This is a genomic window from Delftia sp. WSY_7 (assembly GCF_043104845.1).
Taxonomy (GTDB): Bacteria; Pseudomonadota; Gammaproteobacteria; order Burkholderiales; family Burkholderiaceae_C; genus Comamonas; species Comamonas tsuruhatensis.
Genome location: NZ_JBICLB010000021.1, coordinates 40,507 through 54,788, shown reverse-complemented (window position 1 = coordinate 54,788; position 14,282 = coordinate 40,507). Strand labels below are relative to the sequence as shown.

At 68.0% G+C, this 14,282-nt stretch carries 12 protein-coding genes; 9 read left to right on the top strand and 3 right to left on the bottom strand.

The window, feature by feature from the left end:
• Nucleotides 1–16: 16 nt before the first annotated feature.
• Together iolE and iolD are read right to left on the bottom strand one after the other, a co-directional pair.
• Complete coding sequence (gene iolE, locus ACF8ME_RS09285; RefSeq protein ID WP_288898046.1) at nucleotides 17–943, bottom strand: myo-inosose-2 dehydratase; 927 nt, start codon at nucleotides 941–943, stop codon at nucleotides 17–19.
• Between the two features lie 81 nt (nucleotides 944–1,024).
• Nucleotides 1,025–2,908, bottom strand: a complete 1,884-nt coding sequence (iolD, locus tag ACF8ME_RS09280; RefSeq protein ID WP_392416131.1) for a 3D-(3,5/4)-trihydroxycyclohexane-1,2-dione acylhydrolase (decyclizing) — start codon at nucleotides 2,906–2,908, stop codon at nucleotides 1,025–1,027.
• A 218-nt stretch (nucleotides 2,909–3,126) separates the two neighbouring features.
• On the opposite strand from iolD, the gene ACF8ME_RS09275 reads away from it, so the two are divergent.
• The 9 genes from ACF8ME_RS09275 to ACF8ME_RS09235 all read left to right on the top strand — a co-directional run bounded on the left by ACF8ME_RS09275 (nucleotide 3,127) and on the right by ACF8ME_RS09235 (nucleotide 12,785).
• Entirely contained in the window at nucleotides 3,127–4,107 is a 981-nt protein-coding gene (locus ACF8ME_RS09275) for a sugar ABC transporter substrate-binding protein (RefSeq protein WP_016449897.1), read from the top strand.
• Between the two features lie 71 nt (nucleotides 4,108–4,178).
• The gene (locus tag ACF8ME_RS09270; protein WP_392416129.1) at nucleotides 4,179–5,729 is read left to right on the top strand and encodes a sugar ABC transporter ATP-binding protein; all 1,551 of its coding nucleotides are present in this window, start codon (nucleotides 4,179–4,181) and stop codon (nucleotides 5,727–5,729) included.
• A 29-nt stretch (nucleotides 5,730–5,758) separates the two neighbouring features.
• Nucleotides 5,759–6,796 (top strand): ABC transporter permease, encoded by a 1,038-nt coding sequence (locus ACF8ME_RS09265; RefSeq protein ID WP_016449899.1) that lies wholly within the window; start codon nucleotides 5,759–5,761, stop codon nucleotides 6,794–6,796.
• 24 nt (nucleotides 6,797–6,820) lie between these two features.
• Nucleotides 6,821–7,768: a sugar phosphate isomerase/epimerase family protein gene (locus ACF8ME_RS09260; RefSeq protein ID WP_016449900.1), complete on the top strand. Its 948-nt coding sequence runs from the start codon at nucleotides 6,821–6,823 to the stop codon at nucleotides 7,766–7,768.
• Nucleotides 7,765–8,586 (top strand): TIM barrel protein, encoded by an 822-nt coding sequence (locus ACF8ME_RS09255; protein WP_392416127.1) that lies wholly within the window; start codon nucleotides 7,765–7,767, stop codon nucleotides 8,584–8,586. Before ACF8ME_RS09260 ends, ACF8ME_RS09255 begins: the two co-directional genes overlap by 4 nt.
• A gap of 14 nt (nucleotides 8,587–8,600) precedes the next feature.
• Nucleotides 8,601–9,614, top strand: a complete 1,014-nt coding sequence (locus tag ACF8ME_RS09250) for a Gfo/Idh/MocA family oxidoreductase (RefSeq protein ID WP_392416125.1) — start codon at nucleotides 8,601–8,603, stop codon at nucleotides 9,612–9,614.
• A 24-nt stretch (nucleotides 9,615–9,638) separates the two neighbouring features.
• On the top strand, nucleotides 9,639–10,571 hold the full coding sequence (locus tag ACF8ME_RS09245; RefSeq protein ID WP_017404562.1) for a TIM barrel protein: 933 nt from the start codon (nucleotides 9,639–9,641) through the stop codon (nucleotides 10,569–10,571).
• A gap of 39 nt (nucleotides 10,572–10,610) precedes the next feature.
• Nucleotides 10,611–11,783 (top strand): Gfo/Idh/MocA family protein, encoded by a 1,173-nt coding sequence (locus ACF8ME_RS09240; protein WP_212645968.1) that lies wholly within the window; start codon nucleotides 10,611–10,613, stop codon nucleotides 11,781–11,783.
• 120 nt (nucleotides 11,784–11,903) lie between these two features.
• Nucleotides 11,904–12,785, top strand: coding sequence for a MurR/RpiR family transcriptional regulator (locus ACF8ME_RS09235; protein ID WP_016452430.1), 882 nt, complete (start codon nucleotides 11,904–11,906; stop codon nucleotides 12,783–12,785).
• A gap of 83 nt (nucleotides 12,786–12,868) precedes the next feature.
• On the opposite strand, the gene ACF8ME_RS09230 is transcribed toward ACF8ME_RS09235, so the two are convergent.
• Entirely contained in the window at nucleotides 12,869–14,197 is a 1,329-nt protein-coding gene (locus ACF8ME_RS09230; RefSeq protein WP_392416123.1) for a dicarboxylate/amino acid:cation symporter, read from the bottom strand.
• Nucleotides 14,198–14,282 lie beyond the last annotated feature (85 nt).

Below are 14,282 nucleotides of genomic sequence, written 5' to 3'. Positions count from 1 at the left end.
TCGATGCCGGATGGCCTCAGGCGCCCAGCCGCTCCACGAGCGCGCTCAGCGTCTCGTAGCCCTTTTTCGCGTATGCGTAGCCGGGCGCGATGGCGGGGTCCTGCTCGGCCTCGACCACGAGCCAGCCCTGGTAGCCGGCATCCCTGAGCGTGCGCAGCACCGCCTCGAAGTCGAGCGCGCCGTCGCCCGGCACCGTGAAGATGCCGTTGACCACGCCCTGCAGAAAGCTCCAGTCGCCCTGGCGTGCCTGGGCAATCACCTGGGGACGCACATCCTTGCAATGCACATGCGCCACGCGCGCCACATGTTTTTTCAGCAGCGCCGCCGGATCGGCCGCGCCGCCGTAGTAGGCATGGCCGGTATCGAACAGCAGAAAGACCTTGCGCGGATCGGTCAGCGCCATCAGGCGGTCCACATCCTGCGGGGATTCCACCTGGGCGCCCATGTGGTGGTGATAGGCCAGCCGGATGCCGTAACACTCCAGCAGGTGCGCGCCAAAGGCATCCAGCCGCCACGCATAGCGCTGCCAGGCCGCATCGTCGGCAAAGCGCGGGCGCCGGGACACAGGCGTGCCGATCTGCCCCTGGACCGTGCCCGCGCATTCGCCATAGACCACCACGTCGACGCCGTTGTGGCGCAGCCTGTCCATGTGGGGCTTGCAGCGCTCGGCCTCGGCGGCAAGGGCCTGGTCGTCGCTGCCCGCATCGGCCTGCGCCAGAAAGCCCGAGTACCAGCCGGAGACGCAGGCCAGCCCGTACGCGTCGAGCCTGGCCTTGAGCGCGGGGCCGGTTTTCGGAAACTTGTTGCCCAGCTCGAAACCCGCGTAGCCGATCTCGGCGCCCTCCTTCAGTGCCGTGTCCAGCGGCGTATCGCCCCCCAGCGAAGGGAGGTCGTCGTTCATCCAGGACAGGGGATTGATACCGATGCGAACCTTCCAGTTCATGCGAGTCCTCCTTGGGGCAGATAGGCGCCTAGACAGTTAGGCAGATGGGCAGAAGTCGGGCGGGGCGACGGTGGCGCGGCGTCAGCGCCGCTGGCCTGCCTTGTGGTGCAGGTACTCGCGCCGCGCGCCCTGGACCTCGGGGCGGCCCGAGACCTCGGGCACGGCAACCTCCCACCAGGCGCCGCCGTCGGCCGTGGTGCGGTGGTGGGTGGTGTCTATCACCAGCACCTGGCTGCGGCGGGACGCCCGCGCACGCAGCATTTCGCGGCGCAGTTCCTGCACACCGCCCACGTGGACGGCCTCCGCCCCCATCGCAGCGGCATGGCGGGCGAAATCGATGGACGAGCGCTCGCCGCCCTCGGGCACGCAGTCGTCGAGCATGTTGTTGAAGCTGGCGCCGCCGCAGCGGATCTGCAGCCGCTCTATGCAGCCGTAGCCACGGTTGTCCAGCACCACGACGATGATCTTTCGGCCCAGCAGCACCGAGGTGGCCAGCTCGGCGTTGAGCATCATGTAGGAGCCATCGCCCACGACCACGATGACCTCGCGCTCGGGCCTTGCCAGCTTCACGCCCAGGCCGCCCGCGATCTCGTAGCCCATGCAGGAATACGCATAGTCCACGTGGTAGTTGCCCGGCAGGCCGCTGCGCCACAGCTTGTGCAGCTCGGCCGGCAGCGTGCCGGCCGCGCAGACCACGACGTCATTGCGGGCGCTGTCCAGCCCTGCGTCGGCGGCAGACTCGCGCAAGGCCCCGATCACCTCGGCGTCACAGGGCAGCTCGCCCTGGGGCGCGTGCAATGTCAGCTCCGCCACGCGCTGTGCCCAGGCTGAGGCCCGGGCGCGCAGCTCTTCGGTCCACCGTGGATCGGCCCGCCAGCCGGCCAATCCTGCACCCAGCTGGGCCAGGCCAATACGGGCATCGGCCACCAGCTGGCGGCCACGCTTTCTGGCGGCATCGAAGGGCTGCACGTTCAGGCCCAGCACCGTGGCCTGGCTGTACAGCGCCTGCGAGCCGCTGGTGAAATCCTGCTGCCGCGTGCCGATGGCCAGCAGCACATCGCAGTGCCGGGCCGCGTGGTTGGCAGCCGGCGAGCCGGTCACGCCGATGGCGCCCAGGTTGAGGGCATGGTCCCAGGCCAGGCTGCCCTTGCCGGCCTGCGACTCGGCCACCGGCACGCCATGCGTTTCGGCAAACACGCGCAAGGCCTCCCAGGCCTGGCTGTACAGCACGCCGCCGCCCGCCACGATCAGCGGCCTTTTGGCGCAGGCCAGCAAGGCCACGGCCTCGGCCAGCCCGGCAGCGTCGGCCGGCTGGCGGCGCAGGCGGATCAGCGGCGGGTGGAAGAAATCCATGGGCCAGTCGAAGGCCTGGGTCTGCACATCCTGCGGCAGCGCAAGGCAGGCGGGGCCGCACTGCGCCGGGTCGGTCATGACCTGGATGGCGCGCGGCAAGGCCGCCAGCAATTGCCCGGGCTGCATGATGCGGTCGAAGTAGCGCGTGACCGGGCGCAGGCAGTCGTTGGCGCTCAGATCACCCTGCTCGAAGCTCTCCACCTGCTGCAGGACGGGATCGGGCAGGCGCGAGGCAAAGATGTCCCCGGGCAGCAGCAGCAGCGGCAGGCGCGCCACATGCGCCAGCGCGGCGGAGGTCACCAGGTTGGTGGCGCCGGGGCCGATGCTGGAGGTCACGGCCATCATGCGCTGGCGGAAATGGGTCTTGGCAAAGGCCACGGCCGCATGGGCCATGCCCTGTTCGCTGTGGGCGCGAAAGGTGGGCAGCCTGTGCCTGTCGGCATGCAGGGCCTCGCCCAGCCCGGCCACGTTGCCATGCCCAAAGATGGCGAACACGCCGCCGCAATAGGGCTGGATGGAGGTGCTGCCGTCCGGCTGCACGACCTCGGCCCGCAAGGCCGCCAGGTAGCGGACCAGCGCCTGGCTGACGGTCAATCTCACAGTGCTTGTCATGGCTTGCCTTGTCTCCGATGTCCGCCGTTCGGAACATGGCCGAAAGATTAAAACTATTGGAAATTATTTTCCTTAGGTGTAATCACTTAGAAATTAATTTCCAAAATTTCACGGCGCGGAACTACAGTTCCCCTCACGGTCCGGTGCAATCCGGTGTGTGGCGAGTCCATGCGGGGCCTGCATGCGCCCGCTGCCGCTCAGGAACAAGGAGACGAGGGATGAGTAAAAGACACCTGCTGGCTGCCATTGCCGCAGCCCTTCTGGCCGCCCTGCCGTTGCATGGCCAGGCTCAGGCACAGCCACGGGCAGCGCAGGCCCAGGCCCCGGTGCAGCCCCTCAGGATCGGCGTGGCGATGGCGCTGTTTGACGACACGGGCCTGACCATCCTGCGCAACGGCATCGTCGATGCAGCGAAAAAGCACGGAGCCGGCGTGCAGATCGAGGACGCCAGCAACGACGTGGGCAAGCAGCTGAGCCAGATCCAGAACATGATTGCCCAGCGGGCCGACGCCATCATCGTCAACCCGGTCGATACCGACGCCACGCCCAAGATCACCCGCATGGTGAGCGCCGCCCGGATTCCGCTGGTCTACGTGAACCGCCAGCCCGTGGATTTCGACAAGCTGCCCGCAGGCACTGCCGTGGTCGCGTCCGATGAAAAGCTGTCGGGCACGCTGCAGGCCCGCCAGGTCTGCAAGCTGCTGGGCGGCCGGGGCGACCTGCTGGTGCTGATGGGCGAGCTGTCCAACGATTCGGCGCGCGTGCGCACCCGCGACATCGAGGAAGTGCTGGCGACCCGCGAGTGCGCAGGCATGAAGATCCTGGACAAGCGCGAAGGCAAATGGAGCCGCACGCAGGGCCAGGACATCACCATGAACTGGCTGAGTTCGGGCATGAAGTTCGACGCCATCCTCGCCAACAACGACGAGATGGCGATAGGCGCCATCAACGCGCTGAAGTCGGCCAGGAAATGGACGCCCGACATGATCGTGGCCGGCATAGACGCCACGCCGGACGGGCTGGCGTCCATGAAGAACGGCGACCTCAAGGTCTCCGTCTTCCAGAACCTGGCGGGCCAGGGCGCCAATGCCGTCGATGCCGCCCTGCGCCTGGCCGGCAAGCAGGCCGTGGAGCGCTTCGTGAACGTGCCCTTCGAACTGGTCACGCCCGAGAACATGGACCAGTACGCCAGGCCTTGAGCCGGCCTCGCCTGGTCCGCGTCCCCCCCGCCCCCGCCACCTCTTCACAACCTGTCCTCCAAGGAGTGCCCATGCCCACCGTCTCGCCGGGCAGGCCGCAGGCCGCCCCCTGGCCTGCAGCTTCCCCATCCCCTGCTGGCGACTGGCTTCTGGAAGTGCGTGGCGTGGGCAAGTCGTTTCCCGGCGTCGTGGCACTGGCCGATGTGCAGCTGCGCGTGCGCAGCGCCAGCGTGCATGCGCTGATGGGCGAGAACGGCGCCGGCAAATCCACGCTGATGAAGATCATTGCCGGCATGCATGCGCCCGACCAGGGCGAGATCCGCCTCAGGGGCAGGCCCGTCACGCTGCACGGCCCGCTGGATGCGCTGCAGCAGGGCATTGCCATGATCCACCAGGAGCTGAACCTCATGCCCGGCATGAGCGTGGCCGAGAACATCTGGATTGGCCGCGAGCCGCTCAACCGCCTCGGCCTGGTCGACCACCGCCAGCTGCGCCAGCGCACGCAGGCGCTGTTCGACCGGCTGGCCATCGGCATCGATCCCGGGGCCGAGGTGCGCACGCTGACCGTGGCCAGCCGCCAGATGGTGGAGATCGCCAAGGCCGTGTCCTTCGACTCCGAGGTGCTGATCATGGACGAGCCCACGTCCGCGCTCACCGACAGGGAGGTGGAGCACCTGTTTCGCATCATCGGCCACCTGCGCAGCCAGGGCAAAGGCATCGTCTACATCACGCACAAGATGAACGAGCTGTTCGAGATCGCCGACGAGTTCTCGGTGTTCCATGATGGCCGCTACATAGGCACGCATGCGGCCGCCGACGTCACGCGCGACGACATCATCCGCATGATGGTGGGGCGCGAGATCACACAGATGTTCCCCAAGCCGGACGTGGCCCTGGGCGACGTGGTGCTGTCCGTGGACGGGCTGGGCGTGCAGGGCGTGTTCAGCGGCCTGGGCTTCGAGCTGCGCGCCGGGGAAATCCTGGGCGTGGCCGGCCTCGTGGGCTCCGGGCGCTCCAATCTGGCCGAGGCGCTGTTCGGCGTGGTGCCCGCCACCAGCGGCGAGATCCGCATCGACGGCCGGCCGGTGAAGATCGACTCGCCCGCGCAGGCCATGCGGCACGGCATGGCCTTTCTCACCGAGGACCGCAAGGACACCGGCTGCTTCACGGGCCTGGACCTGCAGGCCAACATGGAGATGGGGGTGCTGAGCAGCCGCCATGTGAAGTGCGGCTTCGTCGAGCGGGCTGCGCTGCGCCGCGACTGCGAGCACATGGCGCGCACGCTGCGCATCAAGTCGCCCGGCCTGCATGAACAGATACAGAACCTGTCGGGCGGCAACCAGCAAAAGCTGCTGATCGGCCGCTGGCTGCTGACGCGGCCCCGCATCCTCATCCTCGACGAGCCCACGCGCGGCATCGATGTCGGCGCCAAGGCCGAGATCCACCGCCTTGTCGGCACGCTGGCCGCCGAGGGCGCGGCCGTGCTGATGATTTCCTCGGAGATGCCCGAAGTGCTGGGCATGAGCGACCGCATCCTGGTCATGCATGAGGGACGCATGACGGGCATCGTCGAGCGCAGGGACGCAGACCAGGTACGGATCATGGAACTGGCTTCCCGCTGAGCCGGGGACCCCAAGCGGAGACAGGCAAGATGAGCAATACCCCATCGATTTCGCAGGCCCCCTCCCCGCCCGGCCCGGGCACCGGCCCGCTGCACCGGGCCAGGCGGCCGCCGGAACTGAGCATCTTTCTGGTGCTGCTGGGCATTGCACTGTTCTTCGAGGCGGCCGGCTGGCTCACCGTGGGCCAGAGCTTTTTGCTCAACGCCGAGCGGCTGCAGATCATCGTGCTGCAGATGGCGGTGATCGGCATCATCGCCGTGGGCGTCAACCTCGTCATCATCACCGGCGGCATCGACCTGTCGTCGGGCTCGGTGGTGGCCGCCACCGCCGTGGTGTCCGCCAGCCTGGCACAGGTGTCCGACTTTCCGCGTGCCGTGTTCCCGCAGCTGACCGACCTGCCCGTGGTCTGGCCGGTGGCGGCCGGCATGTGCGTGGGCCTGATGGTCGGCCTGCTCAACGGCTCGCTGATCGCCTTCACGGGCATTCCGCCCTTCATCGCCACGCTGGGCACCATGGTGGCCGCACGCGGCTTTGCCAAGTGGTTCACCAACGGCACGCCCGTCTCCATGCTGACCGACGACTTCGCAGCGATCGGCTCCGGCGCCCATCCGGTGATCATCTTTCTGGTGCTCGCCGCCGTCTTCCACGTGGTGCTGCGCCATACGCGCTTCGGCAAATTCACCTATGCCATCGGCTCCAACCGCCAGGCAGCCGTGGTTTCGGGCATCAACGTGCAGCGGCATCTGGTCTGGGTCTACATGATTGCCGGCCTGCTCGGCGGCATCGCCGGCACGGTGACGGCGGCGCGGGCCATCTCGGGCCAGTCGGGCATGGGTGTCATGTACGAGCTCGATGCGATTGCCGCCGTGGTGATCGGCGGCACCTCGCTGGCCGGCGGCATGGGCCGCATCACCGGCACGGTGATCGGCGTGCTGATCCTGGGCGTCATGACCTCGGGCTTCACCTTCATCCGCATCGACGCCTACTACCAGGAGATGGTCAAGGGCGCCATCATCGTCGCGGCCGTGGTCGCCGACCAGTACCGCAACAAGAAGGCGCGGCGCTGACGGCGCGCCCTGCAGGCAGACACCATGAAAATCGCCCTCGATCCCTACATGATCCGGCACGAGCCGCTGGACCGGCTGCCGCAGGCCGTGGCCGAACTGGGCTATGCGCACATCGAGCTGTCGCCGCGCAGCGATTTCCTGGACTGGTGGGTGATGCCGCGCGCCACCAAGGAGCGCATGGCCGCATTCCGCCAGGCCATGCGCGCCAGCGGCGTGGCACTGGCATCGCTGCAGCCCATGTACCGCTGGGCCAGCCCGTTCGAGGACGAACGGCAATGGGCGATGCGCTGCTGGAAGAAGGCCATCGAGGTGGCCATCGAGATGGAGTGCGCGCTGATGGTCTCGGAGTTCGGCCGTGGAGCCTCGCCCGAGCGCTCGGTGAACGGTCCTGCCGGCGCGAATCCGAAGGAGATGTGCGAGGCCGCCTGGTTCCGCTCCATGGACGAGCTGCTGCCCATCCTGGAGCGCGAAGGCATCACGCTGTCCGTGGAGCCGCATCCGGAGGACTGGATAGAGCAGCTGCAGCCGGCCATGGACATCGTGAGGAACATGGGCTCGAAGGCGCTGCGGCTGTCCTATATCGCCCCGCACACCTTCCACTACGGCGGCGACATGGCCGCCATGCTGCGCGAAGCCGCGCCGCTGCTGGCCCATGTGCGCGTGGCCGACACCTTCGACCACAGGAAGAGCAGCCAGCTGCGCTACATCGTCAACCCGCCGGGCTCGCACCACATCCGCGTGCACCAGCACCTGGACATGGGACAGGGCGAGATCGACTGGGACCTGTTCTTCGGCACGCTGGGCAGCGCCGGCTTCGACGGCGTTCTGTCGTCCTGCGTGTTCGCCTGGGAAGAGCGTGCGGCCGAATCCAGCCGCTTCATGCGCCAACAGATACAGCAACAGCTGGAAAGGCATTTCCCGGACCGCTTTGCGCCCCTGACCACCGCTTCCCACCCGAGTCCCGGCCCATGACGAATCCCATCCATTTCGCCATCAACCGCATCAGCGCCTCTCGCATGCCGTTTGCCGGCTACCTGGCCATGTGCCGGCGCCTGGGCGTGTCGGCCATCGAGATCCGCAACGACCTGTCCCATGCCGAGACCTGCGACGGCACGGCGCCCGCCGCCATCCAGGCCGCGGCGCGGCAGGCCGGCATCACCATCGTGTCCATCAACGCGCTGTATCCCTTCGACGTTTTCGACGCCGGCCTGGAGCGCAAGGCGCGCGCGCTGGCGGCGTATGCGCGTGACTGCGGCGCCCGGGCCCTGGTCATGTGCCCGTTGAACGACAGGGCCGACCCGCGCACGCCCGGCCAGCAGCGGCGCGACCTGGTGCATGCCCTCAGGCAGCTGCGCCCCCTCCTCGATGGCCATGGCGTGCAGGGACTGGTCGAGCCCCTGGGCTTTGCCGAGTGCGCGCTGCGCCGCAAGTCCGATGCCGTCGAGGCGATCTACGGCGCAGCCGGCGAACGCCACTTCAGGCTGGTGCACGACAGCTTCCACCACTACCTGGCCGGCGAAGACATCTTCTTTCCCGACCTGACCGGGCTGGTGCATGTCTCGGGCGTCGAGGACCACCGGCTCCAAGACGGCCAGATGCGCGACGGCCACCGCGTGCTGGTCGGCGAAGGAGACCGCCTGGGCAACATCGCCCAGTTGCGAGAACTGCTCGATCGCGGCTATGGCGGCCCGGTCTCGTTCGAGCCGTTCGCGGCCCGGATCACGGACGCGGACAGCAACGAAGCCCTGCTGCGCCAGAGCATGGACTTCATCCGCCATTCATTGCTTTGAAAGAAGGGAACCATATGACGCTGCAGATCGGAGCCATAGGCTGCGGAGCCATCGGACAAGACCACATCCGCAGGATCTCCCGGGTGCTGTCGGGCGCCCGGGTGGTGGCGGTGACAGACATCGATGCGCAGCAGGCGCGGGACGTGGTGGCCGGACATGATCCGGCCATCGAGATCATGGACAGCGGCCGGGCACTGATCGCTGCGCCACAGGTGCAGGCGGTGCTGGTCACCTCCTGGGGTCCCTCGCACGAGGAACTGGTGCTGGAGGCCATCGCCCACGGCAAGCCCGTGTTCTGTGAAAAGCCGCTGGCGGTGACCGCCGCAGGCTGCATGCGCATCGTGCAAGCGGAGGTGGCGCAGGGCCGGCGCCTGGTGCAGGTCGGCTTCATGCGCCCCTACGACGCGGGCTACCGTGCGCTGCGCCATGTCATCGCCGCCGGCGAGATTGGCGCGCCCCTGATGGTGCACTGCGCGCACCGCAATCCCACGGTGGACGGGGGCTACACCACCAGCATGGCCATCACCGACACGCTGATCCACGAGCTCAATGTCCTGCGCTGGCTGCTGGACGACGACTACGCCAGCGCCCAGGTGGTGTTCCCCAGGAAGACGCGCCACGCATTGCCGCATCTGAACGATCCGCAGATCATCCTGCTGGAGACCGTGGGCGGTGTGCGCATCGACGTGGAGGTATTCGTCAACTGCCGGTACGGCTACGACATCCAGTGCGAAGTGGTGGGCGAGACGGGCATCGCGCGCCTGCCGGAGCCTGCGGCCGTGCCCATGAAGCGCGCGGCCAGCAGCTGCACGCCCCTGCTGACCGACTGGAAGCAGCGCTTCATCGCCGCCTACGACGCGGAGCTGCAGGCCTTCATCGACGGCGTGCGCGACCGGCAACTGACAGGTCCCTCGGCCTGGGACGGCTACGCCGCCGCAGTGGCCGCCGATGCCTGCCTGCTGGCGCAGTCCTCCGGCGCGATAGAGCGCATGGCGAGCGCAGCGCGCCCGGCGTTCTACCAGCCCTGAGCCCCTGACGCCATGACTGCGACCATGACAGCGACCCTGACCATTGGCTGCGCGCCCTGCTGCTGGGGCGTGGACAACGTGGACAACCCGCACCTGCCGCCCTGGCGCCAGGTGCTGGACGAGGCCTGCGAGGCGGGCTTTCGGGGCATGGAACTCGGCCCCTGCGGCTACATCCCGCTCGAGGCGGCCCTGGTACGCACGGAATTCACGCAGCGGCGCCTGTGCATCACCGCCGGTACGATCTTCGACGATCTCGTCTCGCCGGCCCGGCTGCCGCAGCTGCTGCGCCAGACTCGCGAGATCTGCGGACTCATCAGCCAGCTTCCCAGGCCGGCCGCTGCAGCCGGGCAACGCTACCCGGCGCCCTATCTCGTGGTGATGGACTGGGGCCACCCCGAGCGCGACTTCGAGGCCGGGCACCCGGACCGCGCCCCGCGCCTGTCCGATGCACGCTGGGCCGCCATGGTCGATCACATCCGCCAGATAGCGCACCTTGCCTGGAGCGGCTTCGGCGTGCGCGCGGTGATCCATCCGCATGCGGGCGGCTACATCGAATTTGCCGACGAGATCGACCGCATCGCCGCCGACGTGCCGGCGCAGGCCGCCGGACTGTGCCTGGATACCGGCCACCTGCACTACAGCGGCATGGACCCGGCAAGCTGGCTGCGCCGGCATGCGGCACGGCTGGAATACGTGCATTTCAAGGACATAGACGCCCAGGTGTACGGGCAGGTGATGGGCGAGCGCATTGCGTTCTTCGACGCCTGCGCCCGGGGCGTGATGTGCCCCATCGGCCAAGGCGTGCTCGACTATCCGGCCATAGGCGCCACGCTACGGGAGATCGGCTATGCAGGCTGCATCACGGTGGAGCAGGAGCGCGACCCGCGCAATGCGGGTGCCAGCCTGCCCGACGTGGCCGCCAGCCGCGCCTTCCTGGCCCGCACAGGTTTTTGCTGAAGACGCTTTTGCTGAAGACGCAACACAAAGGTGGACACCATGATCGACGGAACCCTTCTGCCCGGCCGCCCGATTGCCTGGGGCATGGTCGGCGGCGGACACAACAGCCAGATCGGCCATGTGCACCGGTCGGCGGCGCTGCGCGACCACAATTTCCGGCTCGTGGCCGGGGCGTTCGACATCGATGCCGCGCGCGGGCGCCGGTTCGGCGAACAACTGGGCGTGGACGTGCAGCGCTGCTACGCCGACTACCGGGCGATGTTCGAGGCCGAGGCCGGCCGCCCGGACGGCATTCGCGCGGTATCCATCGCCACGCCCAACAACACCCATTTCGAGATCTGCAAGGCCGCCCTGCTCTCAGGCCTGCACGTGGTCTGCGAGAAACCGCTGTGCTTCACCACGGCCGAGGCCAAGGAGCTGCTGGAGCTGTCTCTTGCCAGGAACCGCATGGTCGGCGTGGCCTACGGCTATGCCGGCCACCCGCTCATCGCCCAGGCGCGCGAGATGATCGCGCGGGGCGAGCTGGGTGACATCCGCATCGTGCAGATGCAGTTCTCGCACGGCTTTCACAGCGAGGCGGTGGAGCAGTCCAGCCCCGCCGCGCGCTGGCGCATGGACCCGGCCTTTGCCGGCCCCAGCTATGTGCTGGGCGACATTGGCACGCATCCGCTGTACCTTTCCCAGGTGATGCTGCCGGGGCTGAAGATCGAGCGGCTGATGTGCAGCCGGCAGAGCTTCGTCAGCAGCCGCGCCCCGCTGGAGGACAACGCCTTCACCCTCATGCAGTACCAGGGCGGCGCCATGGGCTGCCTGTGGGCCTGCGCGGTCAACAGCGGCTCCATGCATGGGCACAAGCTGCGCGTCATCGGCGCCAGGGCCAGCCTCGAATGGTGGGACGAACACCCCAACCAGCTGCGCCACGAAGTCCAGGGCCAGCCGGCGCAGGTGCTCGATCGCGGCATGGGCTATCTGCACCCCGCCGCGCTGCAGGAAGACCGCATCAGCGCAGGCCATGCGGAAGGCCTGTTCGAGGCATGGTCCAACCTCTACCACCGCTTCGCGCTGGCGATGGAGGCCACGGACAGGCGCGATCGCGAGGCGCTGCAAACCATCCTCCATCCGGACATCCACGCTGGCATCGAGGGCGTGCGCTGGGTGGAGAACTGCGTGCGCTCGGCCGATGCCGGCGGGATCTGGGTGGACTACTGCTAGGGAATGCCATGCCCCGCCTGAGCCGCCAGCGGCCCGGGACCCGGGGATCGCCATGGCATCATGGCCCATCCAGAAATCAGTCGATCCCTTGCCCCGGGATCGCCCACCGGCCCGCCTGCGATGAGCCCTTCCCCGCCGCCCCCCGCATCCGTGGACCGACTCCTGCAGCAGATTGCCCAGGAATACGATGGCCTGAGCCGGCAGCTCAAGGCCATTGCCCGCCACATCGAGGTCCACCGCGACCAGCTCGGCCTGCAAGGCATACAGTCCCTTGCCGCGCAATGTGGTGTGCAGCCCTCGGCCGTCGTACGGTTTGCCAAGCATTTCGGGCTCTCGGGTTTTTCCGAGATGCAGCGCCTGTTCCGCGAAGGCCTTGCCGAGCAGATCGCGCCGGGCCGCGCCTATGAGCTGCGCGTGCGCGACATGGTCGAGGCCGGCCCCGCCGCCCTGGAGCCCGTGCAGATTGCCGACGAATTCCTCAAAGGCGGCATGGCCGGCATGCAGCAGCTGCGCCAGAACCTGGACGGTCAGGCATTCGACCGGGCGGTGGAGCTGCTGGCCGGCACGCAGGCGATCTGGATCGCCGGCTCGCGCCGCTCGTTTCCCGTGGCCGTGTATCTGGAATATGCGCTGCAACACACCGACAAGCGCATAGGCCTGTTCAGCGCGCTGGGCAGCATGCAGCAGGGGCAGATCCGGTCGGTGCGCAGCGGCGACGTGATGATCGCCATTTCCTTCATGCCCTATGCGGACGAAACCGTGCAGGTGGCGCAGTGGGCCAGGCAGCGCAGCGCCCACCTGATCGCCATGACCGACAGCCGCATGAGCCCCATTGCGCGCGAGGCCGAGGCGGCCCTGATCGTGCAGGACAGCGCCACCTTCGGCTTTCGCGCGCTGACGGCGGCCATGGGGCTGGCGCAAAGCCTTTTCGTGGCCCTGGCCTACCGGCTGGAGCTGTCGCTGCGCTCGTCCGCCGCGCCCGGCAGCTTGGCAGGCGAGTAGACAAAGCAAAGCGCCACCCTGGGGTGGCGCAGCGGTGGGGCAGGCAGGGGCCGTTGCCGGCCCTTGCCCTGGCCAGGGCGTTCTCAGGCCTTGGCCACGGCGGCCTTGGAAGGCAGGGCCTGCACAGGCTCTCCGTCCAGGGCGGCGTTGAGCTTGCTGTAGTCCAGCTCGTTTTCCCAGCGCGAGACCACCACGGTGGCCACGGCGTTGCCCATGAAGTTGGTCAGCGAGCGGCACTCGCTCATGAAGCGGTCCACGCCCAGGATCAGGGCCATGCCCGCCACCGGCACCTCGGGCACCACGGCCAGCGTGGCGGCCAGCGTGATGAAGCCCGCGCCGGTCACGCCGGCAGCGCCCTTGGAGCTGAGCATGGCCACCAGCAGCAGCGCGATCTCGTGGCCCAGGGTCAGGTGGGTGTTGGTGGCCTGGGCGATGAACAGCGCGGCCAGCGTCATGTAGATGTTGGTGCCGTCCAGGTTGAAGGAGTAGCCCGTGGGCACGACCAGGCCCACGACGGACTTGCCGCAGCCGGCGCGCTCCATCTTCTGCATCAGCGAAGGCAGGGCCGATTCCGAGGACGAGGTGCCCAGCACCAGCAGCAGCTCGGCCTTCAGGTAGCGTGCCAGCTTGAGCACCGAGAAGCCGCACAGCCGCGCCACGAAGCCCAGCACCACGACCACGAAGAGCAGCGAGGTGATGTAGAACGAGCCCACCAGCCAGGCCAGGTTGACCAGCGAACCCAGGCCGAACTTGCCGATGGTGAAGGCGATGGCGCCGAAGGCGCCCAGCGGCGCAGCCTTCATCAGGATGCCGACCAGCTTGAACACGGGGGCCGTCAGCGCCTCCAGGAAGTTGAGCACGGGCTTGCCGGCGTCGCCGACCATGGCCAGCGAGATGCCGAACAGCACGGCCACGAACAGCACCTGCAGGATGTTGTCGCCCACGAAGGGGCTGACCAGCGTCTTGGGGATGATGTCCATGGCAAAGCCGGTGAGCGTCAGCTCGTGCGACTTGGCCACATAGCCCTTGACGGCGGCCTGGTCCAGGTCGGCCGGGTTGATGTTCATGCCCGCGCCGGGCTGCACCACGTGCGCCACCACCATGCCGACCACCAGGGCCAGCGTGGAGAAGAACAGGAAGTAGGCCATGGCCTTGAGGAACACGCGGCCCACGGTGCGCAGGTGCGTCATGCCCGCAATGCCGGTGACGATGGTCAGGAAGATCACCGGCGCGATGATCATCTTCACCAGCTTGATGAAGGCGTCGCCCAGCGGCTTGAACTGCTCGGCGTACTGGGGCTCGAAGTGGCCGAGCAGCACGCCCGCCACGATGGCGACCACCACCTGGAAATACAGCTGGCGGTAGAAGGGCAGCCGCTCGGGGCTGGCGGCGTGGGTGGGGACGGCATGCATGGTGCGGCTCCGGCAGGATTTCTGTGGGGTTGACGCACCACCGAGGTGCGGCAAGTTGCGGGAAGGTGCAGGTTGTACCGCTGGC

Excerpts from the sequence above, each read along its gene's own strand:
- ACF8ME_RS09255 (WP_392416127.1), top strand. The coding sequence starts at position 7,765 with ATGACGAATCCCATCCATTTCGCCATCAACCGCATCAGCGCCTCTCGC.
- ACF8ME_RS09265 (WP_016449899.1), top strand. The coding sequence starts at position 5,759 with ATGAGCAATACCCCATCGATTTCGCAGGCCCCCTCCCCGCCCGGCCCG.
- ACF8ME_RS09275 (WP_016449897.1), top strand. The coding sequence starts at position 3,127 with ATGAGTAAAAGACACCTGCTGGCTGCCATTGCCGCAGCCCTTCTGGCC.
- iolE (WP_288898046.1), bottom strand. The coding sequence starts at position 943 with ATGAACTGGAAGGTTCGCATCGGTATCAATCCCCTGTCCTGGATGAAC.
- ACF8ME_RS09250 (WP_392416125.1), top strand. The coding sequence starts at position 8,601 with ATGACGCTGCAGATCGGAGCCATAGGCTGCGGAGCCATCGGACAAGAC.
- ACF8ME_RS09230 (WP_392416123.1), bottom strand. The coding sequence starts at position 14,197 with ATGCATGCCGTCCCCACCCACGCCGCCAGCCCCGAGCGGCTGCCCTTC.
- ACF8ME_RS09240 (WP_212645968.1), top strand. The coding sequence starts at position 10,611 with ATGATCGACGGAACCCTTCTGCCCGGCCGCCCGATTGCCTGGGGCATG.
- iolD (WP_392416131.1), bottom strand. The coding sequence starts at position 2,908 with ATGACAAGCACTGTGAGATTGACCGTCAGCCAGGCGCTGGTCCGCTAC.
- ACF8ME_RS09245 (WP_017404562.1), top strand. The coding sequence starts at position 9,639 with ATGACAGCGACCCTGACCATTGGCTGCGCGCCCTGCTGCTGGGGCGTG.
- ACF8ME_RS09235 (WP_016452430.1), top strand. The coding sequence starts at position 11,904 with ATGAGCCCTTCCCCGCCGCCCCCCGCATCCGTGGACCGACTCCTGCAG.
- ACF8ME_RS09270 (WP_392416129.1), top strand. The coding sequence starts at position 4,179 with ATGCCCACCGTCTCGCCGGGCAGGCCGCAGGCCGCCCCCTGGCCTGCA.
- ACF8ME_RS09260 (WP_016449900.1), top strand. The coding sequence starts at position 6,821 with ATGAAAATCGCCCTCGATCCCTACATGATCCGGCACGAGCCGCTGGAC.